21 protein-coding genes and 2 pseudogenes are annotated in these 18,167 nt (G+C 52.8%); 4 read left to right on the top strand and 19 right to left on the bottom strand.

All coding sequences use genetic code 11. The features are described from left to right. Window positions 1-341 precede the first annotated feature (341 nt). The 7 genes from ACWI0H_RS16990 to ACWI0H_RS16960 all read right to left on the bottom strand — a co-directional run bounded on the left by ACWI0H_RS16990 (window position 342) and on the right by ACWI0H_RS16960 (window position 4,190). Window positions 342-812: a c-type cytochrome gene (locus tag ACWI0H_RS16990; protein ID WP_008958472.1), complete on the bottom strand. Its 471-nt coding sequence runs from the start codon at window positions 810-812 to the stop codon at window positions 342-344. After that, the gene (locus tag ACWI0H_RS16985; RefSeq protein WP_008958473.1) at window positions 805-1,671 is read right to left on the bottom strand and encodes a WD40/YVTN/BNR-like repeat-containing protein; all 867 of its coding nucleotides are present in this window, start codon (window positions 1,669-1,671) and stop codon (window positions 805-807) included. The genes ACWI0H_RS16990 and ACWI0H_RS16985 overlap by 8 nt, the downstream gene beginning before the upstream one ends. 23 nt (window positions 1,672-1,694) lie before the next feature. After that, entirely contained in the window at window positions 1,695-2,438 is a 744-nt protein-coding gene (locus ACWI0H_RS16980; RefSeq protein WP_101146724.1) for a cytochrome c biogenesis CcdA family protein, read from the bottom strand. A 16-nt stretch (window positions 2,439-2,454) separates the two neighbouring features. Then, the gene (locus ACWI0H_RS16975; protein ID WP_101146723.1) at window positions 2,455-2,838 is read right to left on the bottom strand and encodes a hypothetical protein; all 384 of its coding nucleotides are present in this window, start codon (window positions 2,836-2,838) and stop codon (window positions 2,455-2,457) included. Between the two features lie 12 nt (window positions 2,839-2,850). Further along, a complete protein-coding gene (locus ACWI0H_RS16970; RefSeq protein ID WP_101146722.1) occupies window positions 2,851-3,399 on the bottom strand; it encodes a TlpA family protein disulfide reductase in 549 nt (182 codons plus the stop codon). Window positions 3,400-3,413: 14 nt separating this feature from the next. Further along, the gene (locus tag ACWI0H_RS16965; protein ID WP_101146721.1) at window positions 3,414-3,854 is read right to left on the bottom strand and encodes a DUF411 domain-containing protein; all 441 of its coding nucleotides are present in this window, start codon (window positions 3,852-3,854) and stop codon (window positions 3,414-3,416) included. Window positions 3,855-3,953: 99 nt separating this feature from the next. Then, the gene (locus ACWI0H_RS16960) at window positions 3,954-4,190 is read right to left on the bottom strand and encodes a hypothetical protein (RefSeq protein ID WP_062363006.1); all 237 of its coding nucleotides are present in this window, start codon (window positions 4,188-4,190) and stop codon (window positions 3,954-3,956) included. Between the two features lie 242 nt (window positions 4,191-4,432). Between ACWI0H_RS16960 and ACWI0H_RS16955 the strand changes: the two genes are divergently transcribed. Further along, window positions 4,433-4,858, top strand: coding sequence for a MerR family transcriptional regulator (locus ACWI0H_RS16955; RefSeq protein WP_044630842.1), 426 nt, complete (start codon window positions 4,433-4,435; stop codon window positions 4,856-4,858). A gap of 68 nt (window positions 4,859-4,926) precedes the next feature. Here ACWI0H_RS16955 and ACWI0H_RS16950 read toward each other — a convergent pair. The 10 genes and pseudogenes from ACWI0H_RS16950 to ACWI0H_RS16905 all read right to left on the bottom strand — a co-directional run. Beyond that, window positions 4,927-5,589, bottom strand: a pseudogene (locus tag ACWI0H_RS16950) (sulfite exporter TauE/SafE family protein); the annotation flags it as partial. Further along, complete coding sequence (locus ACWI0H_RS16945) at window positions 5,590-6,132, bottom strand: protein-disulfide reductase DsbD domain-containing protein (RefSeq protein WP_074211538.1); 543 nt, start codon at window positions 6,130-6,132, stop codon at window positions 5,590-5,592. It abuts the pseudogene before it with no gap. Next, window positions 6,129-6,941: a prolipoprotein diacylglyceryl transferase gene (gene lgt, locus ACWI0H_RS16940; protein WP_008958484.1), complete on the bottom strand. Its 813-nt coding sequence runs from the start codon at window positions 6,939-6,941 to the stop codon at window positions 6,129-6,131. Before lgt ends, ACWI0H_RS16945 begins: the two co-directional genes overlap by 4 nt. A 67-nt stretch (window positions 6,942-7,008) precedes the next feature. Continuing rightward, a complete protein-coding gene (locus ACWI0H_RS16935; RefSeq protein WP_035586998.1) occupies window positions 7,009-7,536 on the bottom strand; it encodes a DsbE family thiol:disulfide interchange protein in 528 nt (175 codons plus the stop codon). 89 nt (window positions 7,537-7,625) lie between these two features. Continuing rightward, window positions 7,626-8,303: a TVP38/TMEM64 family protein gene (locus ACWI0H_RS16930; protein WP_044630736.1), complete on the bottom strand. Its 678-nt coding sequence runs from the start codon at window positions 8,301-8,303 to the stop codon at window positions 7,626-7,628. A 62-nt stretch (window positions 8,304-8,365) separates the two neighbouring features. Continuing rightward, window positions 8,366-9,196, bottom strand: coding sequence for a thiol:disulfide interchange protein DsbG (gene dsbG / locus ACWI0H_RS16925; protein ID WP_008958487.1), 831 nt, complete (start codon window positions 9,194-9,196; stop codon window positions 8,366-8,368). A 65-nt stretch (window positions 9,197-9,261) separates the two neighbouring features. After that, the gene (locus tag ACWI0H_RS16920; protein ID WP_008958488.1) at window positions 9,262-9,390 is read right to left on the bottom strand and encodes a hypothetical protein; all 129 of its coding nucleotides are present in this window, start codon (window positions 9,388-9,390) and stop codon (window positions 9,262-9,264) included. A 33-nt stretch (window positions 9,391-9,423) separates the two neighbouring features. Next, window positions 9,424-11,898 (bottom strand): heavy metal translocating P-type ATPase, encoded by a 2,475-nt coding sequence (locus ACWI0H_RS16915; protein ID WP_485874034.1) that lies wholly within the window; start codon window positions 11,896-11,898, stop codon window positions 9,424-9,426. 78 nt (window positions 11,899-11,976) lie between these two features. Next, window positions 11,977-12,384, bottom strand: a complete 408-nt coding sequence (locus ACWI0H_RS16910) for a heavy metal-responsive transcriptional regulator (protein WP_035563017.1) — start codon at window positions 12,382-12,384, stop codon at window positions 11,977-11,979. A gap of 71 nt (window positions 12,385-12,455) precedes the next feature. After that, window positions 12,456-13,091, bottom strand: a complete 636-nt coding sequence (locus ACWI0H_RS16905; RefSeq protein ID WP_172420651.1) for a peroxiredoxin — start codon at window positions 13,089-13,091, stop codon at window positions 12,456-12,458. Between the two features lie 247 nt (window positions 13,092-13,338). Between ACWI0H_RS16905 and ACWI0H_RS16900 the strand changes: the two genes are divergently transcribed. The 3 genes and pseudogenes from ACWI0H_RS16900 (at window position 13,339) to ACWI0H_RS16890 (ending at window position 16,497) form a co-directional block, all read left to right on the top strand. Beyond that, entirely contained in the window at window positions 13,339-14,061 is a 723-nt protein-coding gene (locus ACWI0H_RS16900) for a cytochrome c biogenesis CcdA family protein (RefSeq protein ID WP_022522193.1), read from the top strand. Between the two features lie 310 nt (window positions 14,062-14,371). Next, window positions 14,372-15,942: pseudogene (locus ACWI0H_RS16895) on the top strand (IS3 family transposase). A 225-nt stretch (window positions 15,943-16,167) separates the two neighbouring features. Then, complete coding sequence (locus ACWI0H_RS16890) at window positions 16,168-16,497, top strand: four-helix bundle copper-binding protein (protein WP_089675918.1); 330 nt, start codon at window positions 16,168-16,170, stop codon at window positions 16,495-16,497. Between the two features lie 143 nt (window positions 16,498-16,640). Here ACWI0H_RS16890 and ACWI0H_RS16885 read toward each other — a convergent pair whose 3' ends face one another. Together ACWI0H_RS16885 and ACWI0H_RS16880 are read right to left on the bottom strand one after the other, a co-directional pair. Then, window positions 16,641-16,892 carry a hypothetical protein gene (locus ACWI0H_RS16885; protein ID WP_141275942.1) on the bottom strand — a complete coding sequence of 84 codons (252 nt, stop codon included), beginning with the start codon at window positions 16,890-16,892 and terminating at the stop codon, window positions 16,641-16,643. 67 nt (window positions 16,893-16,959) lie between these two features. Continuing rightward, window positions 16,960-18,138, bottom strand: a complete 1,179-nt coding sequence (locus tag ACWI0H_RS16880) for a DcaP family trimeric outer membrane transporter (protein WP_485874033.1) — start codon at window positions 18,136-18,138, stop codon at window positions 16,960-16,962. Window positions 18,139-18,167 lie beyond the last annotated feature (29 nt).

Below are 18,167 nucleotides of genomic sequence, written 5' to 3'. Positions count from 1 at the left end.
CGCGACGAAAACTTTATTGTGAAGTGAGCCAGTCGATCTTACTAAGCCTGAAGGCGCCTCAGTCGTTAGGTAATAAGTTTATTTTATATGAAATTTGTTAACTTCCATGTCTCAACATAAACATTTGAGATTCGCTAAAGTGTATATTTATTCGCTGACAATGCGAAGTTGGTTTTCTAAGTAAGGGCTAGCATTCGCCGGGAGCAGGTTTGTCGGAGTTAAAAGGACCAAGAGGTTGTTTTCTACTTAATAACACAAGTGGGCGGTTGAGACGGTAGCTAACAGTGTGGTGACCCATAAGGTGACTAAGAAAATTTGTTATAGGGCATAGACACTATTATTTACTCTGGGGGTATTCCAGTTTGTATTGGAAAGGGGTTCTCAATACTTTCGTCTGCTTGGTGACGCCTTTGCTCTTGTGTCCATAATGTCTTGAGATAATTCACCACATCTCGTATCTCGCTGGGAGCCAAAACTTCCTGATACGCTGGCATCGTTAGCCTATCGGTTTTATTCCAGGGGTCGCGCCAACCCTCGGCAATAATTCGGTAGAGCATGGCATCAGAGTGTTTCCAGGTATGGCCCTCTGGCCCATGTGGTGGAGCAGGTAACTCGCCTAGAGCATTTTGCTCTTCCCAGTTGGGCATGCCTTCGCCTTGTGTACCGTGGCAACTAGCACAGTATTGTCGGTAAACTCTTTTTCCGTCTTCCAGCTGAGGAGTATCGCTTGAAAAAGGACGGTCCTCAGCCATGGCGTGCCCCACAACCATTAGCGTCAGCCATGAGGCAGTGAAAAAACAGTGCTTACGCATCGGGATAAGTCCAGGATTGGCCTTCGTCTTCACTGTGTAGAAGTTCCCCTTTCTGGTTTAAACCATAGAGAGTGTCTTTGGCGGAGAGTGTGAGTGCAACGAGCTCTGTGCCGTCACCAGCTACTTGTTGCCACTCTTGACCACCCGTTTCACTACGCCATAGTCCTTGCTGTGTAACCACATAGACTCGCTTTGGGTTGCCAAGGCTATAAGCCACATCATAGACGCTGCCAGCATCAAGTGCTCCGGTCGGTCTCCAACCGCAAAAGCAGTCCATCGATAGACGCACCGCATCGTCCGATACCCCGTAGAGCCAGCCGGTCTGCATGCTGCCTTCCATGTCAGAGTGGACGAGTCGGTTAATCTTTTGTGAAGGACCACTGTCCATTTTTTTCCAGGTGGTGCCAGCATCCTCGCTTTGGTAGATGCCGTCTTCTTCAATTACCGCATAAAGTGTTTCGTTCTGACGGCGATGTACAGCTAGCGCAGTAACCTCTCGGCTAGGTAGGTTAGCGCTAAGCTCTTGCCAGGTTTCTCCATTGTCGGTGCTACGCTGCACCCCGATTGAGGGGCCTGCGATATAGAGCGCTTGCGGATCAGTGGAGGGGACCGATACCGCGCGCAACTGGCCTTCATTCACGTCTTCGGGCAAGGGAATCGCATTCCAGGTCATGCCTTCATCGGCACGCTGGAATAGTTGGTTAGCCTCAATTTTAAACAGTCGTTTGCCTGTTACGTCATATTGCAGTGCAAGCAACCCTTCTTCAGTTGCCAAGGCCGTAATGGCGCTGCCAAAGCTGACTGCGGCCAAGCCTGTCAGTAAGAAGACACGTAAAAAACGACTCACGATCATGTGCATTTCAATATTTCCTTAAATAACGATTAGCCGATAACACCTAGGGCAGGGAAAGTACGCAATAACCAATATGACAGCTCGGATAGTTTGCCTGTGATCATTAAGCTACCCATCAGAATCATGATCAACCCAGCCGCTATATGTATGAAATGCCCCCAGCGACGCAGGAATTTCTGGTGCTTTATGAAGCGATCAAGTGAAAGGGCACTCAGCATGAAGGGCACGCCCAGACCCAAAGAATAAACGCCGAGCAACGCCATCCCGCTCCAGGCGTTGGCCGTGGAGGCGCTGACGGTAAGAATGGCACCCAGAATTGGGCCAATGCAGGGGGTCCAGCCAAATGCAAACGCTAAACCAAGTAAGTAAGCTGCACTGCGGGTTCCACCGACGTCCTTCAGTCGACCCATAAACCGCCATTCTTGATGAAACCAGCGCCATGGCATGAGCCCGGTCATGAAGGCGCCAAACAGGATGACGATAAGGCCACCGACTAGGTTTGCTTCTTGGCGATACACCAGCAGCAGACGACCAATGGCAGTGGAGCTGGCTCCCAGCAACAAAAAAACGGTTGAAAAACCGAGCACGAACCATACCGACTGGGTTAACACCCTCAGACGTTCTCGTCTATCCGCTTCCTGTAATTGTCCGAGCGAGCGGCCGGTCATGAAAGAAAGATAGCCAGGCACAAGTGGCAAAACACAGGGCGAAATGAACGAGATCAGGCCTGCCAGAAAGGCAGTGACCAGTCCTATATTGGCTACTTCAAGCATTACCCTTTACCCATGGCTAGGCTTGGAATTTAGATGAGGACTGCTTGATTGACTCGCTTTGATCGACTAGTTGGCGAGTGGTAGGCGCTGTTCCGGCATTCACTTCTGAAGCGTCTTCTACCCGAGCCTGAACATTGGTAGCGTCGCTTTGCTCGGTCGCTTCACCTTTTTTGTCTTTGCACTTCATCATGCATAGGCCTAATCCGCACATAATGAGACATGGCAATAGGCTCAATAGAATAGGCGCAATGCCTAGCAAAACCAGATTATCCCAGCCAAAAGCAAGGCCGCCAGCCACTGCCACGCTACCCAGCAACATCAGGCCGCGTGACCCTGTCAAAAAGCCATTTAGCCCCGATTTTTGTTTGCCCTGTTGGGTTTTGTCGTCACAACAACTCATGGTGCTACCTCATTATCTGGTTGCAATCATTTCGGCAAGAAAGTCGATCATGTCTTGAGTATTCCACTCGGCTTCCCCCACGAGGCGCCCAATTTCTTTGCCTTGGCGGTCAAGTAGAAGCGTCGTGGGAATACCTACGGCCCCAAGATCTGCGCTAGCCATTCCGGTTTTATCTATATAGGGAGCCAGATGTTCAATGCCTATCTCTTGATAGAATTCATTAACAATCTCGACCCCCTTACGGTCGATCGATAAGGCGACCACCTCAAAATCATCGCTGCCAAGCTCATCTTGTAGGGCATCTAAAGTGGGCATTTCCTCTCGGCAAGGCCCGCACCATGTTGCCCAGATGTTGAGTAGAATCAGCTTTCCTTCAAAGTCAGCCAACGTGAAAGGGGTACCGTCGCTATCCTCGAAGCTGATTTGTGCCACATCGTTGGGGGTAGCCCAGAGAAGAAACCCCTGTGGCCCTGAACTTTCTGACGGGGCGGCCATGGCAAGGGATGTGGCAGTCATCAGAAATACAGCTACGAAATGTCCTGTCAGGATGGGGTGTTTCATCGCCGCACTATCCTTTAGTGAGTCGCGTAAATGTCGGGGCTCTCAGTCGATTGCGAGGCGATGGCATAGACTTCCAACGGGCCACGCTTTTCTCCCGACATGCCCGGTGAGCCAAGCGGCATTCCCGGCACACTCAGCCCTATGATAGAGGGCTTTTCATCAAGCACTTGGGTCACGCTCTCAACAGGCACATGCCCTTCGAAGAGATAGTCTCCTACGACCGTGGTATGGCAGCCATGCAGTTCTTCAGGGATGTTATACTCGGCTTTCATTTTAACGAGATCATGGGTGTCGATCGTCTCCACGTCGAAGCCGTTTTGTTCCAAATACTTGGCATATTCGGCACAACATCCGCAATTGGGATTTTTGTAGAGAGTCGCTGATATATCAGCCGCCAATCCCGATATGGGAAAAGCCAGCAAAGACGTAACGGCAAGCGCTTTCCAATGTTTCATATGTTGTGTGTCCGGTTAGATATCAGATAGGAAGGTCCAAGCGACGCTACCCGCATGATGAAAAGGTTGCTTGCGTACAAGCAACCTATCCGAGCCGCTTTAAGCGTCGTCGTTCTCATGCTGCATGTTTTCCATCATGGCGTTACATTTTTCCATCATGGACTTCATATCGCCCATCATGTCGTGCATACCCCCTGCTTGCATCATATTGCTATGCATGGCGTTGCCCTCCATCGGCTTCTGTTGATTCTCTTCTTGGGCAAAAAGCGAGCTAGCTCCGAAGCTGCTGGCAGCAACAATGGCAGTAAACAGGATCGCAGTATTACGTTTACGCATGACACTCTCCTCTGTATGTGAGTCACTCTGCCAAACGCGCTGGTAGGACTTGATTACGGTTTTTATCCTGTGGCAGGAGTGCTTTTTTAAGATATCCTTAAAGAAGACTTTAAGGTCAAGGCCTCATTTTAAATTTCGTTATACAACCTAAATGTTTGTCATGAGCGCTCAGCTGAAGACTTGACCTTTGGGCAGCCTGGCGGTTGTAAGCTGGCTACGAGTAAACAAATGAGGGTAAGCCAATGCGAGTCTCAGAGCTGGCTCAGACGGGAGGGGTAACGGCAGAAACGGTACGTCACTATACAAGGGAAGGGTTGTTGCAACCGCACCGCGACCCGCGCAACGGTTATCAACTCTACGATATAGAGTCCTTGGGGCGCCTACGTTTTATCGACTGCCTGCGTTCGCTGGGTGTTAGTCTTCCAGAGATCAAACAAATATTATCTTGGGCGGATCAAGGCACCGTAGAGTTTAATGAACCAGTACCACTCGCCACTCAAAGGCGACGTCTTCACTTGAGGACCCAAGAACTTCAGGTGATAGCGCGATGGTTAGATAACATGAACCAAGACAAGATGACTGAAAGCTTCAGGCTGAAGGAACTAATCGAATCGCTTGGGACAGGTAAATTAGTTTTCGAGGCTAATGATTCGCGAAGTAATCATTAGTGATGCGGCGAAGTCATGGCACTGTGCGTATCCACCATCCCTATCATGGATTGCAGATGCCAGAGTTACCAGACGGCAAACGTAATAATCAGCAGCGCTGCTAGCGTACGAGTCGCGGGGCTACGTATCCATATTGAGACACGGCGCGCTGCCACTCCGGTCGCTAGGATGGCAGGCAAGGTGCCGAGCCCAAAGGCCCCCATCATCGCGGCGGCACGCAATGGCTCGGCTACAGCAAGACTCCAGGCCAGCATCGAATAGATTAGCCCACAGGGCATCCAGCCCCATAGCGAGCCAAGTGCGAATGCTTGGGGTACTTTTACAACAGGCATCAAGCGACGGCCTATTGGTTCGATGCGGCGCCACAGGACGCGCCCCAGTGCCTCGATACGTAGCAAGCCCTTCCACCAGTTGGCGATATACAGTGCCATTAGTATCAACATGACCGCCGCCAGGATACGCAACACCAGGGCGAAGCTGTCCAGTGCATGGTTGAGCACGGAACCGAGCAGGGCCACCAAGGCACCAGCGATCATGTAGCTGCTGATACGACCTAAATTATAGCCGAGCAACAGACCTGCTAAACGCCTCGGCTGTCGCATGCTGGGGGGCACAGCAAAGGTCAGGGCACTCATGATGCCGCCACACATGCCGATACAGTGCGCGCCTCCCAGCAAGCCGAAGACGAAGGCCGCCGCCAGCGGCGGCAGGCTCATGTCGGCGGGATTCATTTACGGGGCACCTTTGGAGCTACCCGCCGTATCACGGGAGGGGCTGATGGTGAAGGCCGCCGGAGGCGAACCGTACGGTGATACGATTTCGACCTGTTCGGGTGGATAGCAGAGTCCTTGGTCGGAACAGCCCTGAAAGGTCACCATGATGGCCAGCGGCCCGGTAACGGTATCGCTCGCCTCGATGGGCGCACTCACCAACACCTGATCGTAGAAAACGTTAATGTTCCCTAAAGACGCGTGCGACATTGGCTCGCCAGGCGGCAAAGCCAACTCACCGAAATTGATATCTTGAGAGAGACTCTCAATCGCGAACTGATGCCGGTGAAGGTAGTAATTTTCGGCGGCGGTGAAGCCGATATAAACTCGATCATCGTCTCGCCAGGTGGTGGTTCGGAAGGCTTCTTTAGCCGGTAGAAAGTCACGTTGGGGCGAACGGTTAAAGGGGGAACTTTTGTCACCAACCTCAAACATCTCTTCACGTGCCGCTACCGGGGTGACTATAAAGAGTGCCACCGTTAGAAAAGCGAAGACTTGTTTCATGAGTTTAACGCCGCCTTTGGCTTATCCATTGGCTGACCTCTGGACCAAGCGACCAGAGCAAAGCCCGCGACGATCATTGGTAGTGTCAGTAGCTGCCCCATGGTTAACCAGCCAAAAGCGATGAATCCCAACTGAGGGTCGGGGAGGCGCACGAACTCTACGATGAAACGGAAGGCTCCATACAGAAGCAGGAACAGCCCAGAGATGAGGCCCCGCTGACGTGGTCGGCGCGATAGCCACCACAGCACGGCAAACAACACGACACCTTCAAGGGCAAACTCGTAGAGAGCCGAAGGATGCCGTGGCTCTGGGCCCAGCTCCATCATGGATGGAAACACCATTGCCCAAGGTACATCACTAACTCTCCCCGGTAACTCGTGATTGATGAAGTTCCCGAGGCGACCCGCTCCCAGGCCGATGGGGACTAGCGGAGCAATGAAGTCGGTCAGTTGAATAAAAGCCAGTTGATGTTTGCGAGCAAACAGCCAGGCAGCCACTAACACACCGGCAAGGCCGCCATGAAAGCTCATGCCTCCTTCCCAGATTTTTAGTAACCAAAGGGGGTTGGCTTGCAGTTGTTCGAGCCCGTAAAACAGTGCATAGCCAAGGCGGCCGCCAACGATGATGCCGATGGCGGCGTAGAAGATCAGGTCGCCTATATCATCGTGGCTTAGGCCGAGTCGGTGGGCGCGACGCCGACCCAACCACCAAGCGGCCACTAGCCCGATGACATACATTAAGCCATACCAGTGAATCTGAAGAGGGCCTATGGCGATGGCGATCGGGTCGATTTGAGGGTATTGCAGCATATATCTTCCTTAATCAATCGTTACTGTTGGAGTCATCAACAAAAATTATTGCGTCTTAAGAGCCGTTTTATCGTTTCCACTTCTCGACTTCCTGGATGACTCGCTCAACATCTTCAGAAGTTATGTAACCTGTATGTTTGTAACGAATAGTGCCCTCGGTATCGACCAGATAGCTTTCGGGTGCGCCATAAACACCTAGCTCAAAACCTAGGTTACCCTCTGGATCAAAAATATTGACTTCAAAAGGATTCCCAAACTCGTCAAGAAACTCGAGTCCCTTTGCCTGGGTATCCTTGTAGTTGATGCCAACCAAGCGGACGCCTCGCGCGGCTAAGTCCAATAACTGCGGCATTTCATGCTTGCAAGTGGGGCACCACTCTCCCCAAACATTGACCAATGTCACCTTATCTTTAAAAAGAGATTCATCAACGACCCTTGAGGGGTCTTCCAGCGTCGTCAGGTTGAAGGCCGGAAACGGCTGAGCTAACAAGGGGGAATCTCTGGCGCTAGGATCCATTGATAAGCCCTGATAAAAGAAAAAGCTCAAACCAAAAAAGCCCAATAGGGGTAAAAATAGCAATGTCCGAGATTTCACGTATACGTCTCACAGGTAGTAGCGGGTAAGTGCCTGCTGAGCATTGTTAGTGCTTACGGAAGTTGATTTGGAGCACTAGGTTGCATCGGTCATGGCTTCCGAGCCCATAGGCGTTTCGCCAGCAGCGGCAGCAATGTGATGCCACTGATGAGGACCAGCGCGATCGTGAGACCACGGGAGTCGGCGGTAATTAGCACTTCGCCGAACTTGACGATCAGATACGCCGTGGGGATTACGCCGGCCAATGTGGCGATCAAAAAGCGCCAGAAGGACAGGGGTGTAATACCTGCCGCGTAGCTGATGGCATCAAACGAAATGAAGGGCACCAATCGGGATGCAAAAACGATGAGCATCAAGCCGGTTTGAGAGCGTTCCTTCCCCAGCCAGTTAAGGATGGGACGCGTACGCGACCAGCGTTGCATTACCTCATAGCCGAACAAACGAGCAATGCAGAAAGCGAGCAGAGCGCCGGCTTCGGCACCGATAACGACATAGGCCGTTCCCCAAACTGGGCCGTAGATCGCACCGGCCACCATGGCAATCGGACCACTGGGGATCGGGCTCATGACAATGGCCGTAATCATCATAAAGATGATGGCCAATGGCCCCCAGACGCCCAACCCATCAACCCATTCACGCAAGGCCTGCTTATCGGTCAAGACCGACAAGGCGCCGGTCTCCATCAGGATCCAATAGAGGGACGCCAAGCCCATCAGTAGAGAGAGCCCCAAAAAGAGCTTTTGCTTTACACTAAGCTTGGTTGCCATGTCCATCTCAGTTGTGGGGAGCAGGGAGACATGTCATCTCAGCCCTGTACCGTGATGGAGTATCATTCAACACCCAATATTTCGCGAAGCTGGTCGGTCGACACTGCACCATTGATACGCTGTACTTTCCCGGCTTCATCACGGTAGTAGCTGGTCGGCGTCCCTGTAGCACCGGCCTCGCGCATGATCTGGGCATGCTTTCTGAGCAGCGCTTGACTCTCCTCCGACGGCTCCACCGGTTTTATGCCGCCATTGCGAAATTCCAATTCATGGGTTTCGAGAGCGCTAGCCGGATTGTCGGCTTCAAGGATTGCGGCAGCTTTGCGAAGACTGTCCTCTGATAGCACGCCGACCAGCACGTGACGAAGCTGTAGTACGCCTTGCTCGATTAGCGGGCGTGAATTCTTCCAGAGTGCGTTGCAGTAGGGGCAGTTGGGGTCTGTTAGTGTGTAAACAATATGCGATGCATCATCATTCCCCTCCGAGATAAAACGAGTGTTTTCAAACGCACTCCAGGCAGCTTCCAGCATGGGTTCCAGCACCAGAGCCTGAAGCTGGCTTTCCATGACGGCATTGCCCTGGGGGTCGATTAACGTACCAATGACGGCATAGTCGGAAGAGGAAGAAATATAAGCCGCCATAGGCTCATTATCATAAGACAAGGCATAGCCTTGGAGGTCGTCAGGCGCTTCGAAGATGCCATGGAATGTGAACCCTTGATCCACCAACACGGTAATCGTCTTGGGCAAGGGAGACTCAGTATTAGCGGCAATGCCGGCCTGATGACTCTCATTGGCATCGGTTCCTGCTTCCTGCGCCAACGCAGGCAACGTAATAAGACCTAACAGACCTGCAGCGGCTAGGTAATAAGTAGAATGTAGGATATGCCTCATGAATGCTCTCTTTATCAATTACTGTTTTTCCAAGGGATTAGGTCGATCACATTTACTGGCTGGTTTTAGTGCTTCTTATTAAAAAACAGGTACTTGATAAGCGCAGCAACACCAAGCCCCAGTGCAATAATCAACAAGATCGCTATTAGGCCCATCCCCGCCATACCCCACATGCAACTATCACTTCCCATCATTTTGAATTCCTCTTTAACACTACGGTGTTTGGTTTAGGCGCGATGAACAGCCTCGTTTGGACGTGGTGTGGCATTGCCGGGATCTGGCGTGAAACGGCGTAGCCGCAACGAGTTAGTCAGTACAAAGACACTGGAAACACTCATGGCAGCCGCCGCCAGCATGGGGCTGAGCAATACGCCGATGAACGGATAGAGCATGCCCGCCGCCACGGGGATTAGCGCTACGTTGTAGCCATAGGCCCAGACGAAATTGCTGATAATGGTCCGGTGGGTGCGCTTGGAGAGCGCCGTGGCATTGACGATGCCTCGCAAATCGCCACTCATCAGCACCACATCGCCGGACTCGATGGCGATATCGGTGCCAGTACCGATCGCAATGCCCACGTCGGCCTGGGCCAAAGCGGGTGCATCGTTGATCCCGTCCCCCACAAAAGCGACACGCTTGCCCTCCGCCTGGAGACGCCGGATCTCTGCCGCTTTCTGGTCGGGCAGCACCTCAGCGAGAACCTGCTGGATGCCAACCTGTCGGGCGATAGCATCGGCAGTGGCACGGTTATCGCCGGTGAGCATGGCCACTTCCAGCCCTTGCGCTTTGAGTGCTGCGATAGCGTCGGCAGAGCCCTCCTTGAGGGGATCCGCCACCGCGATGACTGCAGCAAGCTGACCGTCTACCGCGGCATAGAGCGGGCTCTTGGCGTTCTCGGCAAACACCTTGGCGCGTGTTTCTGCCTGGCCGAGCTCGATTTCCAGCCGATGCATGTAACGATCAGCTCCCACATGTACCAAGTGGCCGTCGACCTCGGCTTCAATGCCGTAGCCTGGCTCGGCACTAAAGCGACTGACCGAGGGTAATTCCAGCCCACGGGCCTTGGCGCCCTGTACAATAGCTTCGGCGATGGGGTGCTCGCTTTGAGCTTCCACTGCCGCGACCAGTCGCAGCACGTCGTTTTCATGACCGTTAATTGCTTCGAAGTCGGTCAGTTCGGGGCGCCCCTGGGTCAAAGTGCCGGTCTTGTCCAGCACCACCGTATTCATCTTGGCCAGCGTCTCAAGCGCCGCCCCTTTGCGAAATAGCACTCCCATCTCGGCCCCTTTCCCGGTACTGACCATGATGGCCGTTGGGGTAGCCAGGCCCATCGCACAGGGGCAGGCAATTAGCAGTACACTAACGGTAGTGACGAAGGCAAAGGACAAAGACGGCGACGGTCCGAAAGCGAACCAGAGTGCAAAGGTAATCGCGGCGATAGCGATGACCACGGGTACAAACACACCGGCAACCTTGTCGGCTAATTGCTGAATTGGGGGCTTCTCCGCCTGGGCCGTTTCCACCATCTTGACGATCTGCGACAGCACGGTGTCGGCACCGACTCGCGTGGCCCGAAAGGTAAGTGCACCGTTCTTGTTGATAGTGCCACCGACGACTTCGGAACCCTTCTGTTTGACGACCGGCACTGGCTCACCGCTGATCATCGACTCATCAATGTAGGAGTGACCCTCCTCAACGATGCCATCGACTGGAACACGCTCCCCTGGGCGAACCAAAATACGATCGCCCGTGACGACGGCGTCGATAGGCAGCTCGACGGTTTCATCCTCGCGGATGACACGGGCAGTTTTCGCCTGTAATTGCAGAAGCTTCTTGATCGCCTCGGAAGTGCGACCTTTGGCAATGTGTTCAAAATAGCGACCGAGCAGAATTAGCGTCACAATGACCGCTGCCGCTTCGAAATAGCTCACGGCTGTTCCGACGGGGAAGAGCGCGGGCGCCAGCAAGGCGGCGACTGAATAGAAGTAGGCAGCGCTCGAGCCGATCATGACGAGGCTGTTCATGCCCGGATTAAAATGCCGGAGTTCGGCGAAGCCGGCACGATAGAAGCGTGCACCTGCATAAAACTGCACCGGTGTCGCCAATAACCACTCGACGCCCATCCAGGCGCGATGCGGCATTAGACTTGTTAACAGCGTGTCAAAAGCGGGAATCATTTTCCCCATGGCGATGATGACTACCGGAATCGTAAATATTGCCGCGAGCACGACTCGACGGCGAAGCTCGGCTCTTTCCCGATCCTCGCTGTCCGTTGGTGGCGGCGTATCGGTATCCTGCGGTTCATAGCCTGCTTCGCGGATGGCATGCTGAATACGCGGTAACGAAACGGCTCCCGGCAGGAAACGAACGAAGGCTTTTTGGGTGGCGAGGTTAACACTTACTTCCACCATGCCGGGCAGCTTCGTTAGCGTTCGCTCTATCCGAGAGACACACGATCCGCAACTCATGCCGGTGATGGGAATGTCGAGACTTTCCACCACCGGCTGATAGCCCGCCGTTTCAATGGCGTTGAGTAGGCTAGTGGTCGCGGTACCTGCTTCGACCTGGATAGCCGCCTTCTGTGCGGCGAGGTTCACTTGAGCGTTGATCACGCCTGGCTGCTGGCTGAGTGCGCGCTCCACACGCCCAACACAGGAAGCACAGGACATACCACGAATCTCGATATCGACGTTTTGCGCCATAATGAAGATCTCCTGTTATTTATTGACGACCCGATATGCGAGCTTGATTCCCCATGTTCGCTGTCGAGAAAGTGCTGATCATTCAGTCTGCTCAGCGATAGCTTCAACAATCGGGCAGCCTTCCTGCATAGGCCCTTCGCCTGCACACTCGCTCAGTGTTTTCGATAATACGGCTTCAATCCGCGTGAGGTGTTTGATCTGCTCGCGCACCTTGTGCAGCTTCTCCCCGGCGATGCGTTTAGCTTGCGCCCGGTCGCCATTAGCATCCTGAAGCATTAGCAGCTCCCGAATCTCTTGCAGCGTGAAGCCCCACTGCTTGGCATGGACGATAAACTGCAACCGATCCACAGCTTCCAGTGGGTAACGCCGATAGTTGGCATCGGTCCTCCTCGGAGGAGGCATAAGTTTCTCTTTTTCGTAGAATCGAATCGCCTGGCTAGCGACCCCGCTTCGTTCGGCAAGCTCGCCGATACTTAGTGTTTGCATAGCGTTACCTCACGACATTATTAATCTAAGCTTCTGGCAGCCTGACTCAACGAATCTACCGGTCGGGGCTCCTATTGCTCCGGTTGGCGCACGACCCTAAGGTAGGGCGTCTTGGTGTTCCAGCCTTCGGGAAAGTGTTGCCTAGCGTCATCATTCGATAGCGATGGCGAGATGATGACATCGTCACCGTTTTGCCAGTCAACGGGGGTGGCCACTTTGTGCTTGTCAGTTAGCTGAAGCGAATCGAGAACCCGCAGTATCTCGTCGACATTACGTCCTGTGCTGGGTGGATACGTCAAAGTGAGACGAATTTTCTTGTCAGAATCGATGATGAAGACCGTACGCACCGTCAGTTTGGGGTCGGCTTTGGGATGGATCATTCCATAAAGCTTCGCTACCACCTGATCTTCGTCAGCCAGCAAGGGGTAGTTCAGGGCCGTGCCCTGAGTCTGTTCAATATCCCCCGCCCAGTCGTGGTGAGAGCTGAGGGGATCCACCGAAACCCCAACCAGTTTGGCACCCCGCTTGGTGAATTCGTTCTTTCGCTTGGCAAACGCGCCCAGTTCTGTGGTGCATACTGGCGTAAAATCAGCGGGGTGCGAGAACAGCACCGCCCAGCTGTCGTCAAGCCATTGGTGAAAGTTGACCGTGCCTTGTGTGGATTCGATCGTGAAGTTTGGTGCTGTCTCGCCCAGTTGTAGCGCCATGGAAATGTCCTCATGTCATTCATTGAGTAGCCACCATAACTTTGAAGTCAACTTTAAGGTCAAGCCTGATGTGTAATATTTGCAATTCGATAGGAGACAAATAATTTGTCAATAAAGGTTGACCTTAAAGCAGCTGTAAGCCTTAAAATTCTTACGGCGTTAAAATGGATATGATAGGAGGTAGCACCATGGGATTGGTATCAATACCCTTGTTGGCCGTCTCCATAACTTAAGTTGCGATAACACATTGGAATCTCTCTCTTCCATCGGCTTGGTCGGCGCCTTTATCGGCGGATTGGTCTCCTTCTTCTCGCCCTGCACGCTGCCCCTGTTACCGGCCTACCTGTCGGTGGTCACAGGCGGTAGTGCCGGTAAAGCCGACAGGCGGTTAGAGGCATTGACCCTCAGTGCCTTCTTCGTCTTCGGCTTCAGCATCGTGTTCATCCTACTCGGGCTCGGCGCCAGTAGTATCGGGCAACTGATGCGAGGGTATCGCCAAGAATTCAACTGGGTTGCCGGCTCGGCGGTGATCGTGCTGGGCCTCTTTATGACCGGCGTGTTCCGATTGCCGCTTTTCCAGCGTACCTTTCAGTTCACCCCCAATGTCCAGGGTGGCTCTCCGCTTTCGGCTACTGTGTTCGGGGTATCTTTTGCCATCGGCTGGACGCCCTGTATCGGCCCCATCCTGGGCGCCATCTTGATGGCCACGTCCAATGCTGCTAGTGCCCAGGCTGGAATGATATATCTCAGTGCCTACTCGGCTGGCCTAGCGCTACCTTTTCTTGCCAGCACTTTACTGATTAACCGATTCGCTCTGCATCGGCAAAGCCTAGGAAGGTGGAGCGCCTATGCTCGCCCCGTGGCGGGCACGGTTGTGATCCTGATGGGCATCGCCATCGTCTCGGGTACCATGACGCGGCTTTCCAGTATCATGGTCGACCTTTTTCCCTCCCTGGCGACCCTGGGGTAGCCAGGCCGTCAGAGAAGTAGAGATTAATTTTCATACTGACTCCTTAGGAAGCTTATTAGGCTGAGCTAGTCTCCTAAAAGGAGATTATTTTTATAAAGCTTAGAACTTGATTCCTCTCATTATTAATTTAGTTTTCTCACCTACTTACTTTAATTAGGGGCTTCGTGGCGAGCTAACTTCCAGGCGCAGCGAATGCTGCAGTATTTTTTGAAAAACATTTACTATAGTAGGCCTTCCCCCTCTGTCAGCCTAGTTGTCCAGTTGGCAATATCGCCTAAATCACATCCAGAGGGAGCGGCATGGAGCACGTGTGCCACGTTATTCTAAAGAGCGTAAAGCGGCTGTCTTGAAAAAGTTACTGCCGCCCCACAATCGTAGTGTGGTGTCAGTTGCCACTGAAGAAGGCATCTCTGACGCGACGCTGTATAGTTGGTTAAAACAGTGTCGAGAAAAAGGAGTACCTGTGCCGGGTTACACCCAAAGCGACAGCGAATGGTCGCCAGACGCCAAGCTCGCGGTGGTCATCGAAACTGCCACCCTGTCAGAAACAGAGCTTGGGGCTTACTGCCGCGAAAAAGGTCTTTATCCCGAGCAGATCCAGCAGTGGAAAGCCGCTTGTCTCCAGGGCGCTGGTCAACAAGACGATCAGCAAAAAACGGCACAAAAGCAGCGTAAAGAAGACCGTAAGACGATCAAACAGCTCAAAGCGGAAGTGCGCCGCAAAGATAGAGCCTTAGCGGAAACCACCTCGTTACTGGTGCTCTCAAAAAAGCTCGACGCCTTGTACGGCGAAGACCCGAACAGCGGCGGGGACGACTGACACCGCTTGAGGAACGTGCAAGGCTCATTGCGTTGTTTGATGAAGCGGTCACCGGGGGCGCTTCCCGTTATCAAGCAGCGGCGATTATCGACGTGAGTGAGCGCACGCTGAAACGCTGGCGTTCTGGGGAGGGCGCTGTGGCTGAGGATCAGCGTCTACACGCGGTACAAGGCAGTCAGCCGCATCAGCTGACTCATGAGGAGGAACAGGCCATTTTAAACGCCTGCAATCGCCCCGAGTATCGAAGCCTACCGCCGTCTCAGATCGTGCCGTCACTGGCTGATCAAGGGGTCTACTTGGCCTCCGAGTCGTCGTTCTATCGGGTACTGAAAAAGCACCAACAGCAGCACCACCGCGGGCGCATGAAGCCACGTCGCCCAGTGCCTGAGCCGACGAGCTTTACGGCCACTGGGCCTAACCAAGTCTGGTGCTGGGACATCAGCTACTGCTCTTCCGTTGTGCGTGGCCAGCACTGGTATCTTTACCTGATCATGGATATCTACAGTCGCAAAATCATCGCCTGGGAAGTCCACGATGCGGAATCAGGCGAGTTAGCGAAACACCTGCTGGAACGCGCCTTATTGCGCGAAGGTTGCTGGCACCAGCCTCCAGTGCTGCACTCGGATAACGGTGCGCCGATGACGTCTTATACGCTGAAAGCGAGGTTAACAGAGCTTGGGATGTTGATGTCTTACAGCCGACCGAGAGTGAGCAATGACAACCCTTACTCAGAAGCGTTGTTCCGCACCGTCAAATATTGCCCCGCATGGCCTACAAAGGGCTTTGCATCGCTAAACGCGGTACGTGACTGGATGCTGACGTTCGAACGTGCTTACAACGAAAAGCACCTGCACAGTGGCCTTCGCTACGTGACGCCCGCTGATCGGCATCGAGGTGTCGACCGAGAACGCCTTGAACATCGCAAAGCGGTGTATGAAAGCGCCAAGCGCCGACATCCACAGCGCTGGTCAGGCAACACCCGAAACTGGGAAGTACCTGGTTCGGTAGCGCTCAACCCTGGCAAGCTGCAGGAAGTTGAGCGTAATAAACGGGCTGCTTAGAGGCAGCCATTTGGACAACTGGGTTGAAAATTACCGCCTTCCTGAATCTTAACTGAATAATAAAAAATTATTGGCAAGTAGCGCACAGCTACCTTTTTAACTTTATATTTCGTGAGTAGTTACCTGATTACCTTTCCTTGATTTTTCTTTTAGGTTGTTCTAGCTTTATTATGCCAAGCAAGAGCTATGGTGAATAAAATCTGATTTAATAAATGGAGAATCGAGATGGATTTTGGAAAATATGAGAATTGCATTGAAGCTTGTCACGTATGTGCAGCGTATTGTGACAAGTGTGCAACTGAGTGCCTAAAAGAAGACGACGTAAAAATGATGGCGGAATGTATTCGCCTTAAAATGCAATGTGCTCAAATTTGCCGGTTAGCCGCTTCATTCATGGCACAAGAAAGCGAGTTTGCGCACGAGATCTGCCGTCTATGTGCCGACATTTGTAAAAAGTGTGGTGATGAGTGTGCAAAACATGATGCAACCCATTGTCAAGAGTGTGCTCAAGCTTGTCATCGCTGCGCTGAAGAATGTGCCGCAATGGCCAGCTAAGCTTCAAACCAGCCGGGGCAAGCGCTCCGGCTCGACGTGAACTTCTATGGAGAAATTCATTTGCTTTAACTCAGGCTTTCAAATTATTGAGGTAATTATTTTGAAATAAACTCTAGTAGAAGCAAGCCTACTGCGAGCCTCTTTTAAGGAAACACTGCATAAATACGACCGTTGCTGCCTAAGTGCCACCGGCAGGGCAAAATACAGTTTTCCACTACCCGCCAGAGTTCTCGATGAAACAGATCTCGTTTGCTCAGGCTGAGCACCAGAACAATAAGAAGGTCACCCGCCGGGAAGTGTTCCCGACGCGACTGATCTTTCTTATTCAGTTTAGTGACAGTGGTATTGTGGGTCGCCTGTTCGATCAGGCCCCACATGAAGTGACGAAGAACCATAAAAAAGCTTGGGCATACGCCCAAGCAATCGATCAAAACAGCTTCTCTGCTATGCTACTAACTCACCCTAGAAACTATACTGGGCAGCCACCATCACACGGCTCGCATCTTCTTCACGGCCATCGGCCAACTCCGTTTCGAAATAGCCGTACTCAATTCCGTACATCAAGCGTTCGTTGGGAGTCCACATCAGATTAAGAAATGTATTCTTGTTCTTTCTACCTGCATTCCCACCTACGGTAGGGTCGCCCAATTCGACATCGGTATAGCCATGGGACGCGTTCAGTGAATACTGTGGTGATATTTGATAAGAAAGACCAAGGGCTCCGCTATCGCCAGATAGCGTTTGCAGCTTACCGTTGGTATCGACGTAGGCATCGGCACCGTTGAAGTAATCGCCAGACAGATAGAGGTAACTGTTCGCCCCCTCGCTGGCGCTCACGATCGCTCTCAAGGTCACCGGTCCGGCATGGTAGGCACCTGCGGCGAAGGCCCCATAGCCCATTTCCGTATCCTTTTCGCTTCCGGTATCGTACTTCAGCTGCCGGGCGATGCCGGCGATTGAGTAGGAAAAGTCACCCATACTATCTTCATAGCGCAGGCTCAACGCGGGCATCGATGATACGGCATCGTCATTATCCGGTAGCAAACCATCTTCTGGCACTGAGCCATCTATATTCTCAGCCAATTGAGCTTGAGGGTCTTCCACGGCTATCGAGAACGCTCCCGTGGTGTAGCGCAACTGGGCAAGGCGCGACCCATAGCCACCATAGCTTCCCGCCGTGGCGTAGAAATCCAGTGTGGGCGTGGAAGCGACAAAGGTGTTGTAATTCGACCAGGTCTGCCCGGCAAGGATGCCATTCCAGGACCCATAGGCATGCCGTAGTCTGAAGCGCGTATTATCATCGTTGTAGGACCAGAAATCCCCTTCGATAACGGTGTCTAGCGTGCTCCCCTCGACAGGCGTACTGGTCCGAAAGCCGATACGGCTTTGTGTCGCGGTGACTTGAAACTGATCCCCGACATCCCTCTCATCTTCCGATCCTGCGACTTCAGCAAAGTAACCTTCGTTAGCTGATCCGGCATCCCGATCGAAGTTGTAAGCCATGTTCAGCCTGGCGTAACCATACAGCCCCACGGTGGTTTCTCCCACCTGGCTTTCCAGGGCCAGCGCAGAAGTCGTCCCCATTGCCAGGGCCATAGCCGTCAGTCCGCCTAGGGAAGCCTTTTTTTTGTTATTCCACATGATGACACCTTTTTATGAATTGGTTTGTT

The sequence above is a fragment of the Halomonas sp. NYA30 genome (assembly GCF_976980765.1).
Note: the sequence above shows the minus strand (reverse complement) of the source record. Positions and strands in the feature narration are given on the sequence as shown.